Origin of the sequence: Paenibacillus septentrionalis (assembly GCF_042659865.1) — a bacterium.
GTDB classification, from domain to species: Bacteria; Bacillota; Bacilli; order Paenibacillales; family Paenibacillaceae; genus Pristimantibacillus; species Pristimantibacillus septentrionalis.
Genome location: NZ_JBHSTE010000005.1, coordinates 311,723 through 337,931 on the forward strand (window position 1 = coordinate 311,723; position 26,209 = coordinate 337,931).

Sequence of the window (26,209 nt, forward strand, 5' to 3'; positions counted from 1 at the left end):
ATTCCTAATCTGCTATCGTTTTCTAATTTTTTATTGACAATCTGATTGAGAGATTATATATTTATAAACGATTATGATAATCATTATCATTTAAATGGCCAGTACATATTTACCTATATCGCTTATGAAAAGGAAGGTTTCTCACATGAATGCAAATACTTCTGTAAAAATGCTGCTCGTATCCGTAATCGTTATACTCGCTATGCTCGCTGGATGCTCCAGTCAACAAGCTAATCAAGCACCTTCACCAACTCCTGTTGTGAGTGATTCCGCGTCAGTAGAGTCCGCACCAACCGAATCGCCAGAGGAGCAATATCCTATCGTGATTACACATGCTTTTGGCGAAACCGTCATTGAAAGCAAGCCTGAACGTGTGGCAACGATTCAATGGGCGAATCATGATGTTGTCCTTGCACTTGGTGTCGTTCCCGTAGGGTTTTCCGCGGCAAACTACGGCGTTCAAGATGATAGTGGGCTGTTGCCTTGGACAGCAGAGCAGTTAAAAAAGCTTAACGTTGAGAACCCTAATATTTATCAAGATACGGATGGTCTGGATTTCGAAGCTATTTCTGACTCCGACCCAGATGTCATTCTTGCTGCTTATTCCGGTATTACGCAAGAGGATTACGATATTTTAAGCCAAATTGCTCCTGTCGTTCCTTACCAAAGCGCTCCTTGGGCGACAACATGGCGTGAGCAGGTACTGATGAATGCAACAGGCATGGGCATGAAGGCAGAAGGAGAGCAGCTTATTGAGGATACGGAGAATTTGATCAAGGAGAAAGCAAGCCAATACCCTCAGATGCAGGGTAAAAAGGTCGTTTGGGTGAACTTCTCTGCTAATGATATGTCCCAGCTGCATCTGTATACGCCTGTCGATCCGCGTGGTGCTTTTCTAATTGAGCTTGGCATGACATACCCAGAAAGTGTTGTACAGGCGATTACCGATCCGACTGCTTACTCCTTAAAATTGAGCGCTGAGAATGCGGATATGTTAAGCGATGCCGATATCATTATTGGTTACGGTGATGAAAGCCTGTACGAAGCGGTCAAAGCAGATTCGCTTCTTGGAAAAATCCCTGCAATTGAGAGAGGGTCTGTTCTCTTTATTGGCAACGGTACGCCGCTTGCAGCAGCAGGTAACCCTAATCCGCTATCAATCGCCTATACGATTGACGATTACCTCGAGCTAATCGCTGGAGCTATTGACAAAGTCAATGAATAGTACCGTTACTCCGAATAACAACCTGCCGAGCCTACATATCCCGAAGCGCTTTACGCTTGTGCTCATCATATGTCTGGTGGCTTTAGTCATCGTAGTGCTTGCTTCGTTGATATTTGGCGCTCGGTCGGTTCGCTTTCATGAACTGATTGACGGTCTCTTTTATTCGCATATCGATTCTTACGAGGCAAATGTGGTTCGCAAGAGAATTTCTCGAACAGTATTCAGCTTGCTTTGCGGAGCAGCGCTTGGTGTCTCGGGTGCGTTAATGCAAGCCGTCACGCGCAACCCGATAGCTGATCCTAGCATACTGGGCGTGAATACAGGTGCTGCATTGTTTGTTGTATGTGGAATTGCCTTTTTGAATATCAGCACAGCTAGTCAATATATATGGCTCGCCCTTGCAGGAGCTGCGATCACTGCCGTTTTCGTCTTCGGTATTGGCTCTATGGGTCGTGGCGGTGCCACGCCCATTAAGCTTGTGCTGGCGGGGGCAGCGACAAGCGCTGCTCTTGCTTCTCTTGTTACCGCCATTATGATCCCTCGCTCCTATGTTATGGATCAATTCCGTTTCTGGCAGGTAGGCAGTGTAGGTTCCGCAACATGGAGTGGAATTACAACGTTCATTCCTTTTCTAATTATCGGAATACTAGTCGCTTTTATGACTGCTCCTGCGTTAAATGCGCTCGCGCTAGGTGATGAGGTTGCCACTGGATTGGGAGTGCGATCAGGAGTATTACGATTGATTGCAGCACTTGCAGGTGTTCTGTTGTGCGGGGCGACGACTGCCTTAGCAGGTCCTATCGGTTTTATCGGGCTCTTAGCTACGCATGTCATACGACTGCTGCTTGGCCCTGATTTACGTTTTGTTATACCAATGTCGGCTCTTTCCGGAGCTGTCATTTTAACGATATCGGATGTAATTGGCAGGCTTATCGGCAGCCCAGGAGAGCTTGAAGTCGGAGTGGTAACAGCCTTTGTAGGTGCTCCAATATTAATCATACTAGCTATGAAGGCGAAAGTGCGTTCACTATGAATAATGTTGAGTTTATTATGGCAGGCAGACGTCAGAGGCGCCGCCGATGGGTGCTTGTGACCAGCCTCCTTACTGTACTTGCAATGATGCTTTGCTGCGCCATGCTTTTGCTAGGGAGCACGATGTATTCGGTACAAGATGTGATTCGCGCGCTTGCAGGAGAACAGCTCAAAGGCGTGTCCTTTGCCGTTAATACAATACGACTGCCTAGAATGCTAGCTGGTCTTTTGGCTGGATTCGCTTTCGGTGTTGCAGGGTATGTCTTTCAGACGATGCTGCGCAATCCGCTTGCCAACCCGAACGTAATTGGGATTACTTCCGGTTCAAGCGCCGCAGCTGTGTTTTGCATTACTGTGCTTCATGCCAGTGGTACAGTCATATCCGTTGCATCCGTTATTGCCGGGCTTGCAACAGCTTTCCTCATTTATCTATTATCTAGAGGACGGTCCTTTTCAATCGGCCGCTTAATATTAGTAGGAATCGGAATACAGGCCATGCTCGATGCCGTAATCTCTTATCTGCTGCTCATGGGCGCTGAACAGGATATTCCTGCTGCACTTCGTTGGCTGGCCGGAAGCTTGAACGGCTCTCAAATGCAGGAGCTCCCTCCTCTAGCTATAACCGTTATCCTTTGCACGCCAATCGTTGTGTTGCTGGGCAATCACCTGAATATACTGGAGCTTGGGGAACAATCGGCCTCATCACTTGGCATGGATACGGATAGTACGAGAATTGCACTTATCGTAAGCTCAGTCTTTATGATTGCTATTGCTACTGCTACAACTGGTCCGATCGCTTTTGTTTCCTTTTTATCAGGACCTATTGCAAAACGACTCGTAGGTGTTGGCTTCTCCAACGTCATTCCCGCCGGTCTTGTTGGTGTTAATTTGGTTTTGGCAGCAGATCTGATTGGACAATTCGCTTTTGCATACAGATTCCCTGTTGGCATTATAACGGGATTGCTTGGAGCCCCTTATCTGATCTTCTTGTTAATCCGAATGAATCGAAAGGGAGAATTATAATGCGACCGACACATTTATTCAAAACAGAAAAGCTAGTAGCAGGCTACGAGCAAAAACCTGTTATCAAGGGCATCGATCTCGTTATACCGAGTCATCAAATCAGCGTCATTATAGGAGCGAACGGCTGCGGGAAATCGACCCTTCTCAAAACGATGGCAAGGCTTATTAAGCCGAGCTCCGGCAGTGTCATGCTGGACGGCAAGCCAATTGGGAAGTTAAAGCCCAAGCATTTGGCACGAATCGTAGGCATGCTTCCGCAATCTCCGATTGTTCCCGAAGGCATCTCAGTTTCTGACTTGGTTGGACGAGGAAGATTCCCGCATCAGTCCCTGCTAGGCGGTTGGACGAAAAAAGACACCGAGGCCGTTGCGGAGGCAATGAGAATCATGAATATTACGGAGTTTGCCAATCATAATATTGATGAGCTGTCAGGCGGGCAACGACAGCGTGTCTGGATTGCAATGGCTCTTGCTCAGCAAACCGATATTCTGTTTCTCGATGAACCAACCACCTTCCTGGACATTACGTATCAGGTTGAGATTCTAGACCTGCTTACGGACCTCAATCGCAAATACGGAACGACGATCGTGATGGTTCTACATGATATTAACCTATCTGCCCGATATGCCGATTACATTTTTGCTCTGCATGAAGGCAAGCTTGTTGCCGAGGGCACGCCATCAGAAGTCATAACTAGTACATTAGTAAAACACATTTTTGGCCTTGAATGCACCGTCATCAATGATCCAATTTCAGACTCGCCCATGGTTATCCCGAAGGGAAGGTATCATGTAAATGAGGGGGACACGCCTTAGGTATGGGCGTTCCCCCCTCTTAGTTTCTTTTGCAGTTACATGATTAGGAGCTGTTACAAAAGTAATTGCAGTACTCATGTTTGTCATTTATCCAGCTGTCCGCTCATTCTTTCTAATTAGTTAAGCGTTTATTTGGGTTGATTGAAGATCTCTTGCTTCAGCTTTGCTTTCGTGTTCTGACCAAAGCCTATAACCTAACCAAATAAATGCCAGACCGGTAGGCACTGCCAAAATTCGATCTACCGGATGAGGGATAACGGCAGCAGCTAGCGTCACAACAGCACCGAAAGCAAGCAGAGCGGCAGCCTGCCGTGGCAGGACCCGGGCGCGATAGGTTGCGATGCCAAACACCAGACCTCCTAGCAAATATAGAACTCCTGCTATCGGCGCCAGCACAGGCAGAAATCCAAGTTCGACCTCTCTGACACCGCCACCAAAAATACCCGTAATCCCTTCTACAACCTTCGGCGCATTATCGGTTATCAACGGCAAAACAAAAGCTTCCATAAATCCAAATGCCATAGACAATAACCAAAACAAACTGAATAGAATAAATCCAATTAAACCAAGCCAGCCTACCTCTTTCACTTGTTTAAGATACATTCCTAAAAGTCCAATTAAAAAAAATAAAGACATGACCATTGATAAGCACGCAACCACGATCCATGCTGTTGAAGGAACTGCGGAAAGTTGGTCTGGCGGATGTATGAGTTGAATGACAATATATAAAAGACCGGCCATTATAGCAAATATGCCTGTGCTACGGAGCAGACCTGGTGCTGTCACCTCGCCATTTCTCCTTATATGATGCTGATTGTTATCATCCATTTGTATTACCTCCATTCTTGAGTTAATGACTAAATAGTCGTGCATGTATCTCTAGTCTGTTCTGTTCTTTGCTGGCTTTTGAAATTTAAAAGGTCTTCGCGGTGGTCTCCTTTCTGTTATTTAAGTCTTATTCACGTCATCAGCTTACCAAAATGAGCTTGCTTTTTCTTTTCAATTCTTGCTGTAAATCGAGGTCTTATCATTGATTAAAACGCCGGCTTATCCCCTGTATGGTATACTATTTTCACACACATAGTTTTAGAGTGAAGGAGATACATTATGGACCATCACAAAGTTGTCGAGAATGCTTTGCTGCATATTGAAAACCATTTACAGCAGCCTTTATCATTGAATTCTGTAGCAAATACCTTCCATATGTCTAAATTCTATTTTCATAGATTGTTTTCCGCGATGATGGGATGTTCACTAAGTCAATACATTCTGACTAGAAGGTTAGCTACATCCTTGACCCTTATTCAGGATAAAAGGTTATCCCTAACAGATATTGCATATCGGCTTAACTTTGGCACGCACGCCTCCTTTACCCGTGCATTCAAACGCCAATACGGTGTCACTCCCCAATCGGTTAGGGTAGAAGGTATTCATATTCCACAAATGCCGATGCCAACTGTCGTAAGACGACCCATCAAAAATATAAACGGGGACATTGTCACCGATTTTAGCCTAACGGAATTTAAGACAACTAGAGTAAGCGGTATTGCGTTCGAGGTAGATTTGGTAGAGGATTACAAGACGAAGATTCGCTCTCATGCCAACATGCTACTGGATCGTATAGATAAAAATGTAAGTGGCGCTTGCTATATCATCTATTCCAACTGCGAGCCGAATTCAACCCGCTTCAAGGTACTGTTCGGAGTACCAAAAGACGTGCAAATTAATGAGCCATACTTCTTTACTGTAGATATTCCGCAGCTTTTTTGCGCTAAATTCAACTATACCGGAGATATCCTGGACATTGGCAGCGTCCTCGAAACGGACTATGCAAGATTTTTGAAAATTTCCAAGCAAGAGCCGGAAGAATCAGAAATCGAGCTTATTCAAGTGTTCGATGATGTGCACGACCTCGAAGCTACCTATCACATTTACACGCCTATCAAAAAGCTGCCACTTGACTTAGAGGAATGAGATTCAACATATACATAGATTTGCTCCAAGCCAACACAAAAAGGAAGGCCTCTCATGATGAGAAGACCTTCCTTTTTTCTATTACATAGTAGTGTTATTCGCTCACTTCGTACAAGGATTCATCCAGGTCTTGCACGAATGGCATCGATTTACCCGTTGTATAGAGTTGAAGTCGGTGCATGGCACGAGTGCAAGCTGTATAGAAGAGCTTACGCTCGCTTTCACGATCATAAGCAGACGCATCATAGATTAAGACAGCATCGAATTCCACACCTTTCGCCAAGTAGGCAGGAATGACGACCGCACCCTCCTCGAACGTTGGGGTCTGCTTGGTAATCAGCCGTATCGATTGCTCTCCTTGCTTAGTCAATAGCTCGTAGGCTTCACTGCTTTCGGCAGCTGTTTTCGTTATGACTGCAAGCGATGAAAAACCCTCCGCTCGTAGAGCCGCAAGCTCCTGGGCTAATCGGACCGATACTTCTTCTTTACTACCTAGCTTAACGAGCATTGGCTTCATCCCACCTCTATTAAAAGGGACAATCTCCTTGCCGCTCGGCAGCAGTGCTCTCGTAAAATCCACGATCTCGCGGGTTGAGCGATAGCTGCGAACAAGGCGTATCAATCTAGTATCCGATTCTCCGTAAAGCTGGATAAGCGGCGAGTCTACCCCATCCAGTTCCGTTGCCTGAGTAAAGATCGCCTGGCCAAAATCACCGAGCACCGTCATACGAGCATAAGGGAACAACTTCTTCAGAAATTCATACTGAAACATCGAATAATCCTGACCTTCATCAATGAAAATATGTCGTACCTCCGTATTCGTTCGCATCCCTTCAACCAACTCTTTTAGGTATAAAAATGGTGTTGCGTCCTCGTAGAACAGCTGAAGACTGCCAAGCTTTTCTTTTGTTTGCTTGCAAATGTCCAGCCACAGCTCTGGAACATCTGGAGCATTTGTCATCTGCATATACGTAACCTTATCTTCAAATAATTGAGCGTACAGCCCAACCATATCGATATACATCATTCGCCTGATGCTTCGTCTTAACGGCTTGAATTGCTCTTTCACAATCATACGGCGAAGCAGATCTTCCTCTTGTTCAGCATAATCAAAATCTGCCTCGTCACGTCGGCGTTTGTTTTGTACATATTCTTGCACTTGCTCATATTGCTCAGCGAAGTCGAAAACCCCTCGCTCCTTGTGCAGCTCCTTATGAACAGCATCGTACTGCTCCTTATCAAGATATTGGAGCTCCTCCTGCACCCAGAGCTCAGCTCTCTCCTTACGCTCCAGCTGGCGTAATTCTTTAAGCAGCCATTCTTGAAGCATAGCTACACGATTCGCTAAACGAATGGAGCGATCATAGCTATAAAATTGAACTTCCATCTGCTCGACAGTAATAATATCGCGGTCACGGAAACGAATGCTTTTAAATCGCATACCCTTTTCACCAAGCCAAACCGCGTAATGTTGAAGCGCTTGAAGAAACAGAGGCGACGCTTTGTATTCGATCCCATTTAATCGCGCCTCGTATGGTCGCGTTGTTTGCTCTGTCAAAACGTATTCGATCTGATCAAATGGGTCCTCTATTTGCATGGCTGTGCCAAGCCCATGTTCCAAATATTCCTGAAATGTGGTCTGCTGCATATTTTCTTCTCCGAGCTCAGGTAGCACAGTCGATACATAGCTGTTAAACATCGGATTCGGCGAGAACAAAACAATTTGGTCAGCCTTCAATCGCTCGCGATGCTTATATAGCAGGTATGCCACTCGCTGCAGTGCAGCTGATGTTTTACCGCTGCCAGCAGCACCTTGCACGATAAGCATGCGGCTTTTGTCATCTCGAATAATAGTATTCTGCTCTTTCTGGATCGTCGCTACAATGGTCTTCATCTGAGAGTCAGCACCCTTGCCGAGCACCTGCTGCAGCAACTCATCACCAATCGTTAAGCTCGTATCAAATACATTCTGAAGCTGACCGTTTCGAATCTGATACTGTCGTTTCAGCTCCATCTTCCCTGAAACAGGACCACCCGGTGTATCATATGCTGCTGGACCAGGGGAATAATCGTAATACATGCTCGCAATAGGAGTACGCCAGTCATAAATTAGAAAGTTCAAGCCATCTGAATCTACGAACGATGATACACCAATATAAATTTGCTCACTATTGTCTAAGCCATCCTCATGAAAGTCAATCCGCCCAAAGTAAGGAGAATCAAGCAACCGATTCATGCTTTTCCATTGCTGCATCCGGAGCCTCAAGCTGCGCTCCCGCTCTGAAAGCAGCGCTTCTTGCTGCCTAATGCTGTAAAATGTCTCTTCAAAATCCTCATCCGTGCTCGTATTAACCGTTACTTCTTCCCAGAAGCGTTTACGAATGTCTCCCGCTTGATTTTGCAAACCGGACACCTCTGGCTCAAGCTCAGCGATTCTTTCCTTCAGCTTTTCAGTCACCATGTCCAGGCGCTCTTGCTCTTGGTTCCAATTCTGTTCATCTACCATTTTCCAGAAACACATCCTTCCAAAAAAGAACATTTGACAAACCACAGCGCCCCATGATATTATTATATTGTGGATATAATCTATAAATATCGTTTTGGTGAAATGGCTGTGGTTATCTATCTTATCACAGTGTTTCTTTGTGTGCAAATTAAAAATATAAATATATTTCAACCCCCGACGGATCAGTCGGGGGTTTTTGTTTTGAGAAAAGCTACGCTGTCATATTTTCTCTGGACAGCGCTACCTTAAGTAACGTTGCACCAAACGTAATAACAATAATGCAAGTTAATATTTTTATCTCTCCTGCTACGTTCATTCCACCATATATAATAGAAAAATATCCACTTGCACCATAGGTGGCAGGGAAAAGCAGACTTAATAATTGATAGAAATCAGAAAGCAGTGCTCGAGGTACAATGACGCCTGCCGTTACGAGCTGAATCGAAAGACTAACAATATTGAGCAGCATGCCAGCCATACCAAATAACACAGTAAACATTTGTGTTAAGCATAAAAATGATAAATAGACAAATACCTGGAATACAAACCCTTCCCACAGGCTTACATGCAGCTTAAAGCCAAAAAGCAGTAGCAAGCTCATCGTTAAAGCAGAAAGCAATACAGAGACGACGAATTGAATGACGAAACGAGTAAAGAGTATTGACCATTTGCTATATGATTCTGCAAGCTGCTTTGTTGCTTGAAACAAATTCAAGCTCATGAGCATGCTTCCGACAAATGAAGCCAGCACGACGAGTAGAGGGATCATCGAGGCAGCAAAACCTTCTGTATGGTTTAGCTTGATTATTTTTGATTGAACACCTTCAAGTGATAATGCTTGCACGCCATCTCTAAGAAACGGTTCTGGGGCGGACGTTAACTGCTCCTTTTTCATCGTAAAGGCCTGCTCATTTATTTTGTAAACAATCTCATTTGCTGTGCTTTCCATTACTTGCTTACTCAATGCCGGACCTGCTTGGTTTATATAAAATTCTATTATTGCAGTACTTGTTGCTAGATGCTCTGTAAAGTCCCTTGGGACGACAATGAGCATATCGAGCTCTCGTTTATTCAGTTTTTCTACTCCGGCACTTGCTTGATCCATCGTTACCATAGTAAATGGTAACTGATCAGTAAGCATGACGGTATGAAACGTTATGTCATCATTCACAATTCCCACTTTTAATTGATCGATTCGGTCTGTAACGCCATGATAAGCAGTTAACCATACCGTAAAAAAGATAAGTAAAAAGGCAAAGGCAATACCAATGCCAACATACGTCAGATTAAATTTGAAAAATGCTTTAAATGTCTTCATATTCGTTCATTCCTTTCTCAATTTGAAAGTAAGTACTTGCTTGCATTCTGTTCAAAAATATTTGCTAGGGCTTTAAGCCTCTAGCAAAAAGAAACGTGCTTTGCTGTAAAAATTCATCATGCTCCACTGTAATTAATTGCTGACCAAACCTCGACTTTGAAATAAAATAGCCAAAGTTAAGCCATACGAAATTCATGGCCTGCAATTCCAAATTCACATCAATGATTTTGTTTTTGTTTTTCATTTCTACCAAGTAATGATGGACGATCTTTTTGAAAGACATCGGAAACTTTGCTATAAGATCATTTAATTCCGGATAGTTGCCCGCCTCGCGAAACCCAATCAACACAAGATCTTTGATTGATTCAAGTGTTTCTTGGTATTTTTTCGCGATTACCCATAGGTCTTGTTCCAATTCCCAAGAAAGCTCCTGCAAAAACTCTTCATTAAATACCGTTTGAAACGTCAAGCTATCAACAACCGCTTCAAAAAGTCCTTTTTTACTGCTGAAATGTCTGAAAATCGTTACTTCATTTACCCCTGAAGCGCTTGCTATTTCTTTTGTCGTTGTCCCTTTATAGCCTTTTGAAACAAATAAAGAAATGGTCGCCTCCATTATTTTTTTCTTAGTTTCGTCCATTTACCTTCATCCTTTGCATGCAAGTGGATACTTGCATTATAAACAATGCTATTACCAATTGCAACCATTCGCGGTCCCACTTCTCAAGGCTTTATGCATCACGCTTGCATGATTGGCTAATAGAAAAAGCCACTTCAGCTATGAAGTGACTAAGCTTCTATTAGTTGCTTAGACTTGCTTATATCTCTAACCCGTTGCTATTGAGAATAAGCAGCACGGTGCCGTCACCCATTATGGACACACCTGTAAAATGAGCCAAATGTCTTAGACCAGCCTCGAGCGGCTTCACCACAACCTCCTGCTGCCCTTTGAAGAAATCCACCTGAAGCCCAATGCCATTTTTTAATATAGCAACGTATCGATACTCATTCAGTGACTCCGTGGCTTCAGTAAGACCAAAGTATGTTTTAAGCTCTAATACCGGTACAACCTGATCCGGTAAAGACAGAACGAGCTGACCCTGAACGGATTGCAGCTCATCTACAGATACACGCATCGTTTGTCCAATCTGATCGAGCGGGATCCCGTAAACCTGATCCGCTACCTGAACCTGCAACACCTGCGTCATCGTTAGCGTTAACGGCAATTCGATCGTGAAAGTTGTCCCTCGTCCTGACTCGCTCTGTATCGTAATTTTACCTTGCATGTTTTCGATATTGCTTAACACGGCATCCAGACCGACACCCCGCCCCGACATAGAGGTTACGCCTTCTGCCGTAGTAAAGCCTGCTTTAAAAATATATCGCTGTAGCTCTTCCGAGCCAAGGTCCGTTGCTTCTTCCTTACCAAGCAGCTTTAACTCAACCGCCTTCTGACGAATACTTTCTATATCAATGCCTCGCCCATCGTCGGTTACCTCAATTAGCACCTTATTTCCTTCACGCCAAGCATGGAGGCGAAGCAGCCCTGCTGGTAATTTCCCTGTCAGTCTGCGTTCTTCCTCCGTTTCAATTCCATGATCAATTGCATTGCGAACAAGGTGGATAAGCGGCTCAGAAAGCACTTCTACCAAACGCTTGTCCAGTGTTGTTTCCTCACCACTAATTTCTAAATTAATTTGTTTGCCAAGTTGTTTTGCAAGGTCGCGAACAAATCGATTAAACTTTGAAAATACCGATGATAGCGGCAACATACGTACATCAATAATTGCATCCTGCAGCTCCTTGGAAATTCGATCAAGCATGCCGAATTTCTCCTTCAGCTGCTGTGCAAGAGCAGGTTCGGTCATTTCTTGAATAATGTACGGAAACGCATTTTTTGCAACGACTAATTCTCCGATCAGCTCCATCAAACGATCAAGCTTGCCTTGCTCGATACGAATGATTCGTTCCTGTTCCGCCTCAGGCTGTTCGACTACATCTCGCTCCTTTAGTCCAGAACGATGTTTCAGTGCAAGGTTTGAGAGATCATCTGTGAGCTGTTCTCCATCAAAAGGAAGCACCGTCGTATCCTCGGTGAGCTGCTTCATTTTAAGATTCAAGCTGGACATATCAGGCGCCTTATGGAGAGCAAGCCGCTCCAAATCATCATCCTTTAAAAGCTTGGCACAACGAAGCAGAATTTGGCTCGCCAGCTCCCAACGATCTATGAGCGGTCTTCCCTTAGGAGCAAGAAAGTGCAGCTGCTCGACAGCTAGCTTGCGAGTCATTGCATCATCGACTGGTGGCAGCACCGATAATGGCTGGAGAATCAGTTCAGCACCTGCAGCAATTTCAGCATAGGCATGATCTTCCTCCTCGATTGGAGGCGGAAGCAATATAGTATCACGTACTGGCGCTGCCACAGGCTCAGAGCGTTCGCAAAGCTCCCATACATCAAGAGCAAGATCTGATAGCGACCCATCGACCTGACCTTGATATAGCATCTTCAGCCCATCCTGCCACTTCCCCCACAGCTCACCCCACCATTGAGGTAGCGGTTCTCCCGATGCTGCCAAAACCTTTATTGGGCGCTCTAAAAGAGCAGCCGCTGCCAATAAATGACGCAGCTCTGGAACTCCTGCCAAAGCATCCTGCATCGGAGAACCGATATATGATATAAGCTTTGCCAGCTTCTCATTTGTTTGATCACTCGCTTTGCGTCGACGTTTCAAGTCAGAAGAAAGCTTCTTCAGTTCTTTATACGCCTCGTCAGACATATTAGCAGCCTTTAGTCGATCACCATCGCCTTGTACAGCTCGATCCAATAACTCAGCAAACGCTGTTCCACTGCAAAGATCATTGCCACTCAGCAAAACACGGAGCTCTTCCAGCCATTGCTCTAAGCGAAGCGGACCTTGGAGTGTTAAGCCAGTGTACTCGAGATCAAGCCACTCCTCCTGCTTCGCTGCCTGCCGCAAACGATGCAGCAAATCAGGCTCCGCCTGCGGGTCCTCTTGCCCATTTTCTATCTGCTGTACTAGCCAGCGCACCTGATCAAAACTTTCTAACAACAGGTCAGTAAGACGCGTTTCCATTTGCCTTGTGCCTTCTTGAATTTCTTCCAGGATCCCTTCTAGTAGATGAGTCAGTACCGCAATACCGCTAAATCCATATAAATTGGAGGAGCCCTTCAACGTATGCGCTGCCCGAAAGATCTGATTCAACCTTTCTTCATCGTCCGGGTTAGACTCAAATGCTAAAATTTCTTCGTTGATCCTTGTTAATAGTTCCTCTGCTTCAGATAAAAACGAACGGATCAGTTCCATTGGTTATCCTCCCTCCCGGAAGGTTACACCAAATAAGTAAAGTAGCCCTTCCAGCTGTTCTGGCCGGACGGGCTTGATTAAATAAGCGTTGGCCCCGGCCTGGTATGCCAGCTGCTGGTCGGACAGCTTGCTTTCGCTGGACACAACCGCAACCGGTGTCTTGTACTTAGATTCCCCCCGACGCAGCTCACGTATAAACTGGTAACCATCCATTTTAGGCATGTTAATATCCACGACTGCCGCGTCGAAGTTCATCTCTGTTAGTTTTTCCAAGGCCTCAAGGCCATTGTAGGCTTCGATAACCTGAATCCCTTTTTCCTCCAAAAACATCTTATAATAATCTCTGGTTGCCGACGAATCTTCTACTATTAATAGTTTCGGCCCGTTATGCATCGAGGACACCTCATTTCGCTTTCTGGTACGCAATGGCATTCTGCATTTTGCGCAATTGAAACATCGATGTTATGCGGCTCATAGATTCTGAATGACCCAAGAATATATAACCACCCTCCTGCAGTGTCTCATAGAAATCCAATGCGACCTGCCTGCGGGAAATGTCATCGAAATAGATCAGTACATTCCGACAAAAAATAACGCTTGTTTCGGGTACCTGGCGCATGCTTTTGCTATCCACCAGATTAAGCGCCTTGAAATCAATGAGCTGACGCAAACTGCTATCAACTCGGTATTCATTGCCTACCTGATCAAAGTAACGCTGCAGATAAGGCTTTGGCACATGCTTGATCGACCGTTCACCATATATCCCACGTCTAGCGAAGGAAAGAACCTTATTATCAATATCCGTAGCCAAAATCTTACAACGTCCCAGCATCTCTGGACTTAGCATCTCACTCAAGATGATAGCAAGCGTATAGGCTTCTTCTCCTGTCGAGCATCCGGCAGACCAAAACAACAAACGTTGCGGGTTATTTCTTGTAATCTCGGGTAAAATCTCCTCTGCAAAGCATTTCAGCTGGTTGAATTCACGGAAAAAGTATGTTTCATTGACGGTTAACGCCTCAATAAAAGCCTGCAGCTCTAGGCCACTTGTTTCAAAGCGAAGCAATGTATAATAATCGGAAAACTCTGAAATCCCTGCGCTTTCCATTCGATCAAGTAAACGCCGCTCAACAAAATACAGCTTGCTGTCCGTAAAGTAAATTCCTGTCTTCTGATAAATAAAATCACGCAGACGCCGATATTGTTCCAGTGTTAGCTGTTGGGTCATAGCTTCAAAGCGGATGGCTCCGCGTGGGAGCCTAGCCGCTCAAGCGCACGGTTGGCTACGAATTCAAGGTAAGGGTGATTGAGCGACCGCATGATCGTTCGAATGGCGTCTGCATCCTCGGCATAAGTGCCCAAATCCCCCAAAGCTTCAATAATCGTTGCCAATACATTCATGTCCCGCTCAACAAGACATTGTGCACGAAGCAACTGAAGTACCTCATGCCGTGCTGGAATTAATGATAACGCCTGTACAGCAAAGAGACGAACATCCTCGTCAAGATCATTCAAATGATTGCGAAGCACTTCCATAGCATCCTGCCCATAAGCCGAAAACAGCTCTATTCCAAGATTTCGGGTGGCAGCCTCCTCCGAATAAAGGAGATCCACCAGCAATGGCGCGCCAATATCTACAGGGAGCCTTACCATTTCTGCCCCCAAATACTCAAGCACCTCCGGACGTAATGGCATCTGGAATACCCCGCGAAGATTTTCGGCCATTTGTTCCGGGGATAGCTCGGCTAAGCTTTCCCGAATCTTTTTCAAATTGCCTGTTTGACAATAAAATCGAAGCTGCTTGTGATCCACTGCTCAAAGCACCTCTTTCAAAATGGTCTGCCCAATCATATAGGAAGGAAGCACGTACTGCGCCCCTCCTCGTTCCGCCGCTGATCTCGGCATTCCGTAGACAATGGAGGTTTCCTCCGATTCTGCAATCGTCAGTCCTCCACCTTTTCGAATCTCTACCATGCCTTCCGCTCCGTCTGAGCCAATACCTGTCAGCAATACACCGATTATCCTCTCGGCAGGAAAATTCTGTAAAAGCGATAGCATGGTGATGTCAACGGAAGGCGTATGAATATTTTTTTCTGTTCCTGAACGCACAGAGAACCGAAGCTGGTTCGTTCCAAGCGCTTTTTCCGTGTAAAGCTGTCTTCCTCCAGGAGCAACATATATAGTACCTGGCTCCAGCACCATTCGGTTGGCTGCCTCCACAACTCTCATTGGCAGATTTTGATTCAGCCGTTCAGCGAAGGATGCGGTAAACATCTCCGGCATATGCTGAATTAATATAATTGGCACAGGAAAATCAGATGGAAAATGCGGTAAAATGTCCATCACCGTCTTTGGCCCGCCAGTCGATACCCCAATGACAATCACTTTAGAATAAGGCACACTGGACTTTTCCAACTTTTTGAGCCTAGCAGCACGTTCTCGGGAAGCAGGAAGCTTTCTGCTTGCTGCTGCGGCTACAATACGTTCTTTCAGTTCCTTACTTATTTGTTCCAAAGGAGTGATCGCACTGCCCATAACGGAAGGCTTAGTCACAAAATCGAATGCCCCTAGCTCCAACGCTTCAAAAGTTACCATTGCCCCTCTTTGCGTATGGGCGGATAAAATAATGATCGGACATGGAGCTAGCTCCATAATATACTGCAGTGATGTAAGTCCGTCCATTTTCGGCATTTCTATATCCATCGTAATGACATCGGGCTGTAACTGAATCGCCTTCTGTACCGCTTCTTCTCCATCTCTGGCCAAACCAATCACTTCTATATGCGCATCATCCGACAGAATCGCAATAAGCTGCTGACGCATATAGGCGGAATCATCAACAATTAATACTTTTATTTTCCGGTTCATGGGATTCCCTCCCTGCTTGCCTCAAACTTCAATCCAAACTACACACCCGTTCCGGATTCAACACAATTGCCATTTGATCACTTTCCAACTCTACCATTCCGCTCAATAGCTCCTCTTGCTCAGGGAGCCATTGCCGCAGACCCTGAGCATACTCCGGCCCCTGACAATCCGCACGCCTCAAGCCAATAACACGATCCACAAGAAAGGCGCGGACTCGCTGGCCAGCCTGCAAAACGACAAGACGTTCACCCGATAATCCGTTATCAATATAATCAGACAACTTGCTCTGAAGATTAATAACGGTTACCAAATTGCCGCGTATATTCGTAATACCTGTTACCAAACTACCTGCATGCGGGATTCTCGTAACTGCGCTCACCCTCAAAATTTCCTTAACACTCTTCACAGGTATAGCATAAGTCTCCTGTTTCATCTGAAATAACAAATACAATGCATCTGACGTGCTCAACTCAGTATTAAAAGTTGATGAAGGCGGAGCAATGACCTGATCCGCGGCTGCTTCTCTGTCTCTCGCTTCATTCGTATGGCATTCCGCCACTTCTATTTTTCCATCTATCATAATGGATAGTTCATCCGTAAAATTAGCTCTGCTTACGTCCAATATGTATACAAACGACTTTTCATCACGGTATAAGCCAGTCACCCAGTTACCCTGATATTTCCGCAACGCGGGCGGAACTTCTGCAACTGTCTCTCGCGGTATCCGCAGCACCTCTGTTGCTTGCTGCACAGCAATACCGATGAGCGACTTTCCAAGACTAGTGTTGATCTCCATCACGATTACTCGGTTCACACTATCGGAAAACGATTGTTCCATCAGCATACCGGCGTCAAAAATAGGAATAATGTGCTCTCGGACAGCTGCCAGCCCAATCACTGCCGCTGGAGCTCCCGTTAACGGCTTTATCGTTTCTGGCATCGGCTGAATATCACGTACTTGATGAACAGGAACAGCGAATGACCCATCTTTCGTTTGAAAACGTACATACTGCTCCATCTTCTGCTCGATTAGCCTTATCTCAGCAAATCTCTTGGTATTGACACCCAATCGTCCGTTAATTCTTCCTGATCCTTCGTTCTCTTCACGACGCATCAACTCAAATAGCTTGTCCATATCTAGCAGCCTTACAAACCAGCCATTATCCGTAAATGCTAAACCACTTATCCAGCCGCTTGCACCAGATGACATATAGGGATACGTCTTTTCCGGCTTGACTGTAGGCACACCTGATAGCCCGTCAACCAGCAGACCGAGTAGCCTGCTAGAATTTTTCAGCAATAAAATTCGTTGATTTTGACTTGCCTCTTTCCCAGGAAGTCCAAGTAACCGTCTCCCGCATACGACTGTAATTACATTGCCCCGAAGGTTAGCTAATCCTCGGATATAAGACGGAGCATGCGGTATCTCCGTCACTGAACCAGATCGTTGAATTTCTTTCACAAAATGAATCGGCAGCCCATATTGCTCCTCTCCGATTCGAAAAACGACATGTTGGCCATACGCCAAAACGCTCTCCGTCATAGCTTATCTCAAGCCCCCGTCATAAGTGGAGTTCATCCGCCATAATGGCGATATCTTCAATAGCCCGGGACAACTCGTTCAGACCGACATTCTGCTCTTGTCCAGCAAGCGAAGCTTGTTTCGTTGCAGCTGCTGCTTCTGAGGCAGCTGAGGCAATCTGCTCGATTGCTTTCTTGGATTCTCCAATCGCTTGCTGCACCTCTAACAAGTTTTCGTTATTGCTCACAATGCCAACAACTAATGTAGAAAACTCCTGATCGAGCTTCGTCAGTTCAGCAATCACTCTGCGGGCCTTTTCCACTTCAGTACGCGTCGTGTCGCGGGCAGAAATAATATCCCGTACAACCAACATGACCTGGCTCTGTATGTCACGTAAAAGCTCCTTAATATGATCTGCGTTCATTGCCGTTTCCTGGGCCAAATTACGAATATCACCTGCAACGACTGCGAAACCTCTACCATATTGACCCGCTCCAGCCGCTTCTATAGCACCATTGACTGCCAGCATGTTAGTCTGAATGCCAACGCGGTCAATCAAATTTACAATTCTCTCAATTTGACGAACTCGTGTCTCAAGGTCAAACAATCGTTGCATATTGCTTGCAAGCATATCGAGTGTATGAGAAATATTTTGAATGAGCAGTTCAGTTTGAGCCTTGCTGTGCTCATGGAGCTCAGATACTTCCTTAACGTTCTGCTCCACCTCTTCAGCGAGACCAGTAACTGCATTGACCGTGGTGTCCAGCTTCATAACTGCACTGCTGGATTGCTCGGTTGCGGCAGACTGCAACTGCGCACTATTGTCAATCTGGTTAATTGCGGTCATAATTTCTGTGGCTGATTGCCCTCCCTCAATAATAGAAGCGGACAACTCGTCAGAGGCAGAAGCAAGCAGCTCAGCTGACTTCCCTACATCCCTTGCACTTCGTAAATCTTCAGCCATGTCCGATAATTCCACAGAGCTCTGCTTAATCTGAATGAGCACCTTATTTTGCTCCACAATAGCGCGTAGTGCCTGATTGGCTCCAGCAGCCTGTTCTTCAGCAGTTTCTGCGATTTTCCTCGATCCATCCTCAAAATCCTGAACACTGCTTCTGAGCATATTCAGCCTGTAATGGATTTCTTTGGAACCGTCAACAAAAACCTGCATCTTCTGATTCATTTCCAGCAAGGAAGCATTGATCTCTTGACCATTTTTCATTTCCTGCATGGAAATTTGTTCTGTTTCCTTGATAGACTCCGCAATAATGTTGACCTCAGTCTGAACCTGTTCCACCACTTGCCTAATTTCCATAGCTGCTTTCTCAGCCGTTTCCGCAAGCGTACGCACCTCATCAGCAACAACGGCAAATCCATTGCCATGTTCGCCTGCTCGAGCCGCCTCTATCGCTGCATTCAATGCAAGCAAGTTCGTTTGATCGGCAAGGTTGACGACCGTCACGATGATGTCGCTAATTTCCTTTGCTTGATTTTCGAGTTCCATGATTAATCGGGCTGACGCTGAGCTTTTTTCGGCAGATACGGCAACGCCGTCTACCAGCTGATTAATATCAGAAGCTGATCCAGTAATCATCTGCTGTACAACCAGACTTCGATTCATTGATAAGCTTGCAGTATCGGAAACGGCATTAACGTTTTCCAAAATTTTAGAAATAGCTAAACTGCTCTCTTCACAGGCAGCACTTGCCTGTTCTGCACCAGAGGCCATCTGCTCCAGTGCCTGCTGCAGCTCATGAATTGCAGCTTGTGATTCTGACACCCCAGCTGTAAGCTCCTGTGTTGCAGCCATCAGCCTCTCCGATACCTGCTGCTGCTTTGCAACCGCCCGCGCACGACGCCTTTGCTCATGAAGCTTGCGATCATCAATCCCGATCTGATCAACGTTAACACTGCCTATTAAGGACGACTCCCCCAATATGGTTGGGGGAGAAAGCAAGGTTTTATACTTGTTCATTGCGATGACCTCCGTATTCCTTATGTAGTGATGTTTTGCCTTGCCGGCAATATAATTTCGAATGTTGTACCCTCATTTAACCTACTACTTACATAAATGCGTCCCTTATGTTTGCCAATGATCTGATAGCTGACCATCAACCCAAGTCCTGTTCCTTTCTCTTTGCTTGAGTAAAATGGTTCGCCTAACCGCGCGATTCGCTCCTCAGGTATGCCACAACCTTGGTCGGCAATGCGTACCATATAGTTCCCCTCAGCAGCTTCTGAGAGCTCCACGCTAACTTGTCCACCACGCGGCATTGCATCAACCGCATTTTGCAACATATTAATGTATACCTGCTTAAGCTGATTGGCGTCACACTCAATAATTGAATTATCGGTGTGACACTGATACACAATTTCAACGTTATTCATAACGGCTTTCGTCTCCATAAGAGCAACAACATCATGTACGATTTCACCCAATGAATGAAGGTTGAATTTGGTTTCCTGCGGCTTGGCAAGAAGTAAAAACTCTCCGATGATGGCTTCGATGCGATCCACCTCAGAGAGCATCATACGATAGTATTGCTGATGTTCTTCATTCGTCGATAACAGCATTTGTGTAAATCCTTTAAGTACGGTCAAAGGATTTCGCACTTCATGGGCAACACCCGCTGCTAATTGGCCCACAGCGGACAGCTTGTCCGATTTGCGCAGCAGCTCCTCTGCCTTCCTGCGCTCTGTCGTATCCTGCAGCTGCATAATATAATACAGTGGCTTGCCAAGCTCATCTCGAACAAGTGTAGCACTAAGCAGCACCCATATCGTTCGACCGCTTACATGCCTATAACGCTGCTCAAGCTCATAGCTTGCAATCTCTCCGATCAAAAGCCTGGTGCAGGAATCCAGATAAAGCTCTGTCTCATCAGGATGCAGCCAGTCTTGATACAACGACTGCTGCAGCTCTTCTTCTGACGCCCCCAAAATTTCACACATCGCGTAGTTAACCTCTATAAAGCGTCCATTAACGCCAACGAGTGCCATCCCTACCGCAGCGTAATGAAAGGCTGCACGAAACCGTTCTTGAATTTCACGCGCTGCTTTTTCTTCAAGCTTGCGGTCTGTAATATCGGTCACTTTAGATATAATACAATACCGGCGATTTTTGACGACTCTGCGAGTTCCGTATAATTCTATGTATCTAGATGCTCCTTCACTTGATTCGATCTTAATCTCCAGCAAGTTCAAATCATCAGGAAAGCGTCCAAACAACCACATTCTCAAAGCTTCATGGCTATCGGTGTCCACCATTTCAAAAAAATCTTTGCCTATCAATTCTTCCCGGGAATATCCGAAAATACGGGCAAAGTCATGATGGACGGAAAGCAGCTTGCTTTCCTCCAAAACAACAAAAGGGGAGAGTAATCCCTCCTGTAATAAAAACAAAAGACCAGCCAGTCCTTCTTTCTTATCGTCCATCATGCCTATTTCATACATGCCGAATCCCCTTCACTGTATCTTGGAAAATTGAGCCAAATTTTTTTCAAAATTATTATACTATTAAAAAATAGTCTGTAAAAGCTTTCTCGTTTATTTCCTAACAACCCTTGAATTCCTCTAACAATCATCATAATTCGACTTCATCAATCGACAAATATCTCTGTAAATTTCACAGCATTAACATAACTATCCTAATTTTCAGATATTAATTTATATGATTTATATGGGACTTTATTCCTATATTCCCTTATAATTTAAATTATTTCAGCAAAAAAACCCTAAACGATTATATGAAATGCTTTTACAGCATTTTTTGTATCGTTTAGGGTTCTCTATGAAATATTTCTTACTTATTGAAACGCTGTGGTAATATTACGGTAAACGTGGTACCTATGCCCTCTCGGCTCTCTATATGAAGCGTACCTTGATGATTGTTTCGAATAATATTTTTTGTTACGACAAGTCCTAAGCCGGTTCCTTTTTCCTTCGTTGAATAAAAAGGGGTGCCCAGCTCTTTGAGAACCTCATTAGAAATACCTGGACCATTATCGACAACTTCTATCCCAATTTCATTGCTCCGGCTATGCACATTAATTTGAATCCTTCCATCTGGTCGATCAATGGCTTCTATAGCATTTTTAATTAAGTTAATTAGCACCTGCTTGATTTGATTTTTGATGCATCGAATTTTTAACGGCCTGCTTGTTATATTCGCTGATATAACTGTACCTTTTAACAGGGCGTGTGGCTCCATTAACGTTATCACTTGATCGATAATTTCACAGATGTCCTCTTGGCTATATTGAGTAACAGTGGGCTTTGAAAAGGTTAGCAGCTCCTGAATGATTGTCTCAATTCTTTCAAATTCAGAATCCATAATTGAAACATATTCATCCTTCACACGACCGCTTCGATGCATCAGTTTTAGAAAACCTTTTAGCGATGTAATAGGGTTGCGAATTTCATGGGCAATCCCTGCTGCCAATTGACCGACTGCTGATAGCTTTTCCCATTCCAGAATAAGTTGATCAGTTTGCAGCTTTTCAGTCATATCACGAAATGTTATAACGCTTCCAACATGCTTACCATCTTCCAGCATAGGTTTTACGGTATATTCAACAGGAAAGCTAGAACCGTCTTTATTCCAAAATATATCATCCTTAATAAATAGGCTTTCTCCGTTATTAAGCGCATAATAGACAGGGCAATGGTGAATCGGAACATGTTCACCTTGGGGGTTTGTATGGTGGATTAACTCATGAAGATTATTTTTTTCAAACTCATTTAAAGTGAAGCCAGTAAGCCGTTCGGCTGCCTTGTTCCAAAAGATTACCTTAGCATTTAGATCGATACCATAGATGCCTTCAGCAACGGAATCTAGAATAAGCTGATTAATATGATTTAATCGATTAATCTCACTTTGACTATCAACGTTTTGATTCGAATTATTAGTAATCATGCCTCATATCCTTTGCTTCGGTCAGATACTTAAGTATAGCATATGTCAGTTGAACATACCTTGCTCTTTCGAGGCAGACACTAAGTATGAGTTTAGCACGTACCTGAATAAAGGATAAAAGATATTGAAACATGATCATTCGGTGCATCAATTGCAAGGTTAATAGTCTTCACCCTACTTATAATAAATTTGAAAGGAGAATACGTATGGACTGGCTGGATCGAATGAACAATGCAATGGACTATATCGAAGCACACTTGACTGAAACAATAAATTACGAGCAAGCAGCTCGAATTGCCTGCTGCTCAACGTATCATTTCCAACGAATGTTTTCATTTATCACGAGTGTGCCACTCTCTGAGTATATCCGAAGGAGAAGGCTGACTCTTGCAGCCTTCGAATTGCAAAAAAGCGATGTAAAGGTTATCGACGTCGCGTTAACGTACGGCTATGAATCACCTGAGGCATTCTCCAGGGCATTTAAGAAAATGCATGGTGTGATGCCTACTGCTACACGTTCACACGGCGTTTCACTCAAGGCCTATCCACGGTTATCCTTTCATATTTCAATTAGAGGTGATGTGGAATTGAATTACAAAATCGAGGAAAAGCAATGCTTCGACATGTTTGGCGAGTCGATAGAGATTAATGCGGGTGGAGAGAGCCCATATCAGGAAATACCTCAATTCTGGACCCAATGTATTGCCGATGGTACAGTAGATCGAATCCGTACTGCCGCAAGCATAGGGGACAACGGACAAATTCATGGCGTGCTTTACAACCATCGCGAGGATAAACTATCTTATTTGATCGGTTATTTCTCGCCTGATAGTGGCTTGCCTAGCGGATTCGAAAAGCTTACAATCCCTACTCAAACCTATGCAATTTTCTCTACAGGAGTTAATCCAGATGGACAAAGTGATATTCATGGACTTTGGAAGCGCATATGGGCTGAGTGGTTCCCTAGCTCAGGGTATGAATTTGCCAACGGTCCCGAACTTGAAATGACTTACGATCGAGGCAATAACATGTATGAAATGGAAGTCTGGATCCCTGTTGTTAAAATAGCCAAATAAAGCAAAAGCAACACGATGAGATATCGTGTTGCTTTTTGGTTTTGCACTACATGCCCGGCGGAACGTAAATATTGAGGAACGTTAATACTGTCACATTTCAGATATCTACAATGATATGATAGTTGAAATATCTATCGTACAGCACTCATCGAACCATAGACTATTGAATGCAAATATCATGTAACCACTTACTCTTTTAATTGTTTGGAGTGCCTTACTTGCGAGAATCCAGGACAAACATAGAAGCATCCTGTCCCATAAATATATGGCTTCCCGAGTAAAATGTCTTGGATCGAATTGTGTTATAGCCTAGCTTAGTCATCATATTTTTCAGCTCCGTTTGGTCAAATCCATTGTGAACAAAATCGGAAACGACGTTTTCATTTTTATCGAAATCCACAATGATAACATGTCCACCCTCATTTAGGATATCAAACAGCCTTGCTAACAGTAATTCAACATCTGGGATATGGAGCAAAACTTGAACCATAAAAATGTAATCCGCCTTCAAGCTTGGCAATGCTTCCTGTTCCAAATCAAAGCATAAGGTATCGGCATTTTGGATATGCAGCTCCGACAGTTTTTGTTCGATTTGCTCAATCATATTTGGCGATGTGTCTAGAAAAAGCATAGAACCGAATTCATCCAGCAAGCTCATTCCGACTAAACCCGTGCCGCAGCCAAAATCAATGGCTTGCTTGCTCTTAGCATCTACTACATATTCGCGTATCGCATCTGCTGATACCTTAGCAATTTCAATTCTTTCAGGTGTGTCATAGGTGTGAGCGATCATATTGAACTTATCTGTGTTGCCCATATTGTCTCTCCTATTCGCAGCTTACGAGCTGTATTTTGTTTCAGTCTAACAGGAAAGCCCGCATCATCTCAACTTGGGTTTTTGTAGTCGTACTGCTAACAGTCTATAAAACAAGAAATTGATGTCATCACGATCTCATCGTTATCGCTATGCATGAAGATTAAATGTACGTTACGAATGCGGAAAGCGAATCATGCTAGATTCGTTATGATACAAAAAGAAGACATCCTCTCCCAATTGGGTTATGAATGCCTTCTTGTATTGACGCAAGCAGGTTAACTCGCTATCAGCTTTGATTTGAGATTGTTACTTAATGACAACATACTCCAGATTAACCAGCTTAGCGTATGTCACGATTTGATCTGTTGTTAGGTTCAGGGAAACGACAGTATGGTGACCGCCACCGTTCTCGATCCAAGCCTTCACACCGTCCTGGAAGTTCGGTTTCACTGTCCATAGAACACGAGCGACAGGAAGATTAGGTGCTGGAACAGTCGGTTCAAACGCAGAAACCTCGTTGATTAGCAATTTGTAATGCGTGCCGAAGTCTGCCATCGATACCACTACACCTTCGCCAGCTTTGCCATCGAATACAAGACGCGCAGGATCTTCACGGTCGCCAATGCCAAGCGGAGAAACGATAATTTTCGGCTTGTTGCTTGCCAAGGATGGATCTACCTCAAGCATATGGGACTGTAGAATTGCTTCCTGCCCAGCTGCCATCTCGTAAGTGTAATCCTCCATAAAGCCTGTGTTTTGGTTGCGGCTCATTACTTTCAGCAAGCGATCAAGCGCAGCTGTCTTCCAGTCGCCTTCGCCTGCAAAGCCGTAGCCTTGTGCCATTAGACGTTGAACAGCTAGACCAGGAAGCTGCTTCATGCCATGCAAGTCTTCAAAGTTTGTCGTAAAGGCGTTATAGCCCTTTTCATCCAAGAAACGCTTGAGTGCAATCTCATAGCTAGCTTGGATTCTGACGCTAGCTTCCCACGCTTCTTTGCTATTGGTGCCGTAATCGAAATCGTAAAGCTCAGCATATTCAGCCATTAACGCATCAATGTCCTGCTCGATAACAGCATTTACGTACTGTACAAGATCACCGATGCCATAGTAGTCTACCGTCCAGCCAAATTGGATTTGAGCCTCTACCTTATCTCCTTCTGTTACACCAACATTGCGCATATTGTCGCCGAAACGCGCCACTTTGATGTTGAAGCTTTCATTGTAAGCAACCGCTACGTCCATCCAATCAGCAATTTGCTGCTGCACTTCTGGGCGCTCCCAGTAGCCAACGACGATTTTATTTTGCTTGTTCAAGCGTGCGTTAATGAAGCCGTATTCGCGGTCGCCGTGAGCCGCTTGGTTCAAGTTCATGAAGTCCATGTCGATGGTTGCCCAAGGAATGCTTTCATTGAACTGCGTCGCCAAGTGAAGCAGCGGCTTTTGCAGCAATTTTGTTCCGCGAATCCACATTTTTGCAGGGGAGAACGTATGCATCCATGTGATTACGCCTGCCACTTCATCACGATAGTTGACTTCTTTCATGATGTTCGTAATTTTGTCTGCGCTAACTGCCAGATCCTGCAAAACAAGCGGGTAAGGAAGCAGACCGCTATTATTAAGCGCATCCGTCATTGTCTGTGCATGAGCCTTTACTTCGGCTAGCGCCTCATCTCCATACAAATGCTGCGAACCTACGACAAACCAAAACTGTTTAGCTGTTGACATGATTAATCATCCTCTTTTCTATATTTTAATAGCTAAAAGCGTACATAAACCTACGTGAGTACCGGAG

General features: G+C 44.6%; 21 protein-coding genes. 6 read left to right on the forward strand and 15 right to left on the reverse strand.

Features of this window, described 5'->3' with window-relative positions:
• Window positions 1-145: 145 nt before the first annotated feature.
• Genes ACFP56_RS16270 through ACFP56_RS16285 form a run of 4 tightly spaced genes read left to right on the forward strand, consistent with a single transcriptional unit; the run spans window position 146 to window position 4,095 of the window.
• The gene (locus ACFP56_RS16270; protein ID WP_379236436.1) at window positions 146-1,225 is read left to right on the forward strand and encodes an iron-siderophore ABC transporter substrate-binding protein; all 1,080 of its coding nucleotides are present in this window, start codon (window positions 146-148) and stop codon (window positions 1,223-1,225) included.
• The gene (locus tag ACFP56_RS16275) at window positions 1,218-2,258 is read left to right on the forward strand and encodes a FecCD family ABC transporter permease (RefSeq protein ID WP_379236438.1); all 1,041 of its coding nucleotides are present in this window, start codon (window positions 1,218-1,220) and stop codon (window positions 2,256-2,258) included. The genes ACFP56_RS16270 and ACFP56_RS16275 overlap by 8 nt, the downstream gene beginning before the upstream one ends.
• Window positions 2,255-3,280 (forward strand): FecCD family ABC transporter permease, encoded by a 1,026-nt coding sequence (locus tag ACFP56_RS16280; protein ID WP_379236440.1) that lies wholly within the window; start codon window positions 2,255-2,257, stop codon window positions 3,278-3,280. Before ACFP56_RS16275 ends, ACFP56_RS16280 begins: the two co-directional genes overlap by 4 nt.
• Window positions 3,280-4,095, forward strand: a complete 816-nt coding sequence (locus ACFP56_RS16285; protein ID WP_379236442.1) for an ABC transporter ATP-binding protein — start codon at window positions 3,280-3,282, stop codon at window positions 4,093-4,095. The genes ACFP56_RS16280 and ACFP56_RS16285 overlap by 1 nt, the downstream gene beginning before the upstream one ends.
• 120 nt (window positions 4,096-4,215) lie before the next feature.
• On the opposite strand, the gene ACFP56_RS16290 is transcribed toward ACFP56_RS16285, so the two are convergent.
• A complete protein-coding gene (locus ACFP56_RS16290) occupies window positions 4,216-4,923 on the reverse strand; it encodes a hypothetical protein (protein ID WP_379236444.1) in 708 nt (235 codons plus the stop codon).
• A 279-nt stretch (window positions 4,924-5,202) separates the two neighbouring features.
• Between ACFP56_RS16290 and ACFP56_RS16295 the strand changes: the two genes are divergently transcribed.
• Window positions 5,203-6,069, forward strand: a complete 867-nt coding sequence (locus tag ACFP56_RS16295) for a helix-turn-helix domain-containing protein (RefSeq protein ID WP_379236446.1) — start codon at window positions 5,203-5,205, stop codon at window positions 6,067-6,069.
• A 94-nt stretch (window positions 6,070-6,163) separates the two neighbouring features.
• On the opposite strand, the gene helD is transcribed toward ACFP56_RS16295, so the two are convergent.
• From helD to ACFP56_RS16355, 12 genes are all read right to left on the reverse strand, one after another.
• Window positions 6,164-8,575: an RNA polymerase recycling motor HelD gene (helD, locus tag ACFP56_RS16300; protein ID WP_379236448.1), complete on the reverse strand. Its 2,412-nt coding sequence runs from the start codon at window positions 8,573-8,575 to the stop codon at window positions 6,164-6,166.
• A gap of 211 nt (window positions 8,576-8,786) precedes the next feature.
• A complete protein-coding gene (locus ACFP56_RS16305; RefSeq protein ID WP_379236450.1) occupies window positions 8,787-9,893 on the reverse strand; it encodes a YhgE/Pip domain-containing protein in 1,107 nt (368 codons plus the stop codon).
• A 64-nt stretch (window positions 9,894-9,957) separates the two neighbouring features.
• Window positions 9,958-10,533 (reverse strand): TetR/AcrR family transcriptional regulator, encoded by a 576-nt coding sequence (locus ACFP56_RS16310; RefSeq protein WP_379236452.1) that lies wholly within the window; start codon window positions 10,531-10,533, stop codon window positions 9,958-9,960.
• Window positions 10,534-10,711: 178 nt separating this feature from the next.
• The gene (locus ACFP56_RS16315) at window positions 10,712-13,219 is read right to left on the reverse strand and encodes a chemotaxis protein CheA (protein ID WP_379236454.1); all 2,508 of its coding nucleotides are present in this window, start codon (window positions 13,217-13,219) and stop codon (window positions 10,712-10,714) included.
• Window positions 13,220-13,222: 3 nt separating this feature from the next.
• Window positions 13,223-13,612: a response regulator gene (locus ACFP56_RS16320; RefSeq protein ID WP_379236456.1), complete on the reverse strand. Its 390-nt coding sequence runs from the start codon at window positions 13,610-13,612 to the stop codon at window positions 13,223-13,225.
• A 10-nt stretch (window positions 13,613-13,622) separates the two neighbouring features.
• Complete coding sequence (locus tag ACFP56_RS16325; protein ID WP_379236458.1) at window positions 13,623-14,447, reverse strand: CheR family methyltransferase; 825 nt, start codon at window positions 14,445-14,447, stop codon at window positions 13,623-13,625.
• Window positions 14,444-15,031 carry a HEAT repeat domain-containing protein gene (locus ACFP56_RS16330; protein WP_379236460.1) on the reverse strand — a complete coding sequence of 196 codons (588 nt, stop codon included), beginning with the start codon at window positions 15,029-15,031 and terminating at the stop codon, window positions 14,444-14,446. Before ACFP56_RS16330 ends, ACFP56_RS16325 begins: the two co-directional genes overlap by 4 nt.
• Before the next feature lie 3 nt (window positions 15,032-15,034).
• Window positions 15,035-16,087: a protein-glutamate methylesterase/protein-glutamine glutaminase gene (locus ACFP56_RS16335; RefSeq protein ID WP_379236462.1), complete on the reverse strand. Its 1,053-nt coding sequence runs from the start codon at window positions 16,085-16,087 to the stop codon at window positions 15,035-15,037.
• A gap of 28 nt (window positions 16,088-16,115) precedes the next feature.
• Complete coding sequence (locus ACFP56_RS16340) at window positions 16,116-17,630, reverse strand: chemotaxis protein CheW (RefSeq protein ID WP_379236464.1); 1,515 nt, start codon at window positions 17,628-17,630, stop codon at window positions 16,116-16,118.
• A gap of 19 nt (window positions 17,631-17,649) precedes the next feature.
• Window positions 17,650-19,584: a methyl-accepting chemotaxis protein gene (locus ACFP56_RS16345; protein WP_379236466.1), complete on the reverse strand. Its 1,935-nt coding sequence runs from the start codon at window positions 19,582-19,584 to the stop codon at window positions 17,650-17,652.
• A 20-nt stretch (window positions 19,585-19,604) separates the two neighbouring features.
• Window positions 19,605-21,062 carry a PAS domain S-box protein gene (locus ACFP56_RS16350; protein WP_379236468.1) on the reverse strand — a complete coding sequence of 486 codons (1,458 nt, stop codon included), beginning with the start codon at window positions 21,060-21,062 and terminating at the stop codon, window positions 19,605-19,607.
• A gap of 349 nt (window positions 21,063-21,411) precedes the next feature.
• Window positions 21,412-22,524 (reverse strand): ATP-binding protein, encoded by a 1,113-nt coding sequence (locus ACFP56_RS16355; RefSeq protein ID WP_379236470.1) that lies wholly within the window; start codon window positions 22,522-22,524, stop codon window positions 21,412-21,414.
• A 206-nt stretch (window positions 22,525-22,730) separates the two neighbouring features.
• On the opposite strand from ACFP56_RS16355, the gene ACFP56_RS16360 reads away from it, so the two are divergent.
• A complete protein-coding gene (locus tag ACFP56_RS16360; RefSeq protein ID WP_379236472.1) occupies window positions 22,731-23,600 on the forward strand; it encodes an AraC family transcriptional regulator in 870 nt (289 codons plus the stop codon).
• Window positions 23,601-23,814: 214 nt separating this feature from the next.
• Here the strand turns inward: ACFP56_RS16360 and ACFP56_RS16365 are convergent, their stop codons facing one another.
• Window positions 23,815-24,417: a class I SAM-dependent methyltransferase gene (locus tag ACFP56_RS16365; protein WP_379236474.1), complete on the reverse strand. Its 603-nt coding sequence runs from the start codon at window positions 24,415-24,417 to the stop codon at window positions 23,815-23,817.
• 306 nt (window positions 24,418-24,723) lie between these two features.
• Window positions 24,724-26,142 carry an L-arabinose isomerase gene (araA, locus tag ACFP56_RS16370; protein ID WP_379236476.1) on the reverse strand — a complete coding sequence of 473 codons (1,419 nt, stop codon included), beginning with the start codon at window positions 26,140-26,142 and terminating at the stop codon, window positions 24,724-24,726.
• Window positions 26,143-26,209 lie beyond the last annotated feature (67 nt).

Excerpts from the sequence above, each read along its gene's own strand:
- ACFP56_RS16335 (WP_379236462.1), bottom strand. The coding sequence starts at position 16,087 with ATGAACCGGAAAATAAAAGTATTAATTGTTGATGATTCCGCCTATATG.
- ACFP56_RS16320 (WP_379236456.1), bottom strand. The coding sequence starts at position 13,612 with ATGCATAACGGGCCGAAACTATTAATAGTAGAAGATTCGTCGGCAACC.
- ACFP56_RS16360 (WP_379236472.1), top strand. The coding sequence starts at position 22,731 with ATGGACTGGCTGGATCGAATGAACAATGCAATGGACTATATCGAAGCA.
- ACFP56_RS16355 (WP_379236470.1), bottom strand. The coding sequence starts at position 22,524 with ATGATTACTAATAATTCGAATCAAAACGTTGATAGTCAAAGTGAGATT.
- ACFP56_RS16340 (WP_379236464.1), bottom strand. The coding sequence starts at position 17,630 with ATGACGGAGAGCGTTTTGGCGTATGGCCAACATGTCGTTTTTCGAATC.
- ACFP56_RS16315 (WP_379236454.1), bottom strand. The coding sequence starts at position 13,219 with ATGGAACTGATCCGTTCGTTTTTATCTGAAGCAGAGGAACTATTAACA.
- ACFP56_RS16270 (WP_379236436.1), top strand. The coding sequence starts at position 146 with ATGAATGCAAATACTTCTGTAAAAATGCTGCTCGTATCCGTAATCGTT.
- ACFP56_RS16345 (WP_379236466.1), bottom strand. The coding sequence starts at position 19,584 with ATGAACAAGTATAAAACCTTGCTTTCTCCCCCAACCATATTGGGGGAG.
- ACFP56_RS16290 (WP_379236444.1), bottom strand. The coding sequence starts at position 4,923 with ATGGATGATAACAATCAGCATCATATAAGGAGAAATGGCGAGGTGACA.
- ACFP56_RS16325 (WP_379236458.1), bottom strand. The coding sequence starts at position 14,447 with ATGACCCAACAGCTAACACTGGAACAATATCGGCGTCTGCGTGATTTT.
- araA (WP_379236476.1), bottom strand. The coding sequence starts at position 26,142 with ATGTCAACAGCTAAACAGTTTTGGTTTGTCGTAGGTTCGCAGCATTTG.
- ACFP56_RS16365 (WP_379236474.1), bottom strand. The coding sequence starts at position 24,417 with ATGGGCAACACAGATAAGTTCAATATGATCGCTCACACCTATGACACA.
- ACFP56_RS16310 (WP_379236452.1), bottom strand. The coding sequence starts at position 10,533 with ATGGACGAAACTAAGAAAAAAATAATGGAGGCGACCATTTCTTTATTT.
- ACFP56_RS16305 (WP_379236450.1), bottom strand. The coding sequence starts at position 9,893 with ATGAAGACATTTAAAGCATTTTTCAAATTTAATCTGACGTATGTTGGC.
- ACFP56_RS16275 (WP_379236438.1), top strand. The coding sequence starts at position 1,218 with ATGAATAGTACCGTTACTCCGAATAACAACCTGCCGAGCCTACATATC.
- helD (WP_379236448.1), bottom strand. The coding sequence starts at position 8,575 with ATGGTAGATGAACAGAATTGGAACCAAGAGCAAGAGCGCCTGGACATG.
- ACFP56_RS16280 (WP_379236440.1), top strand. The coding sequence starts at position 2,255 with ATGAATAATGTTGAGTTTATTATGGCAGGCAGACGTCAGAGGCGCCGC.
- ACFP56_RS16295 (WP_379236446.1), top strand. The coding sequence starts at position 5,203 with ATGGACCATCACAAAGTTGTCGAGAATGCTTTGCTGCATATTGAAAAC.
- ACFP56_RS16350 (WP_379236468.1), bottom strand. The coding sequence starts at position 21,062 with ATGTATGAAATAGGCATGATGGACGATAAGAAAGAAGGACTGGCTGGT.
- ACFP56_RS16285 (WP_379236442.1), top strand. The coding sequence starts at position 3,280 with ATGCGACCGACACATTTATTCAAAACAGAAAAGCTAGTAGCAGGCTAC.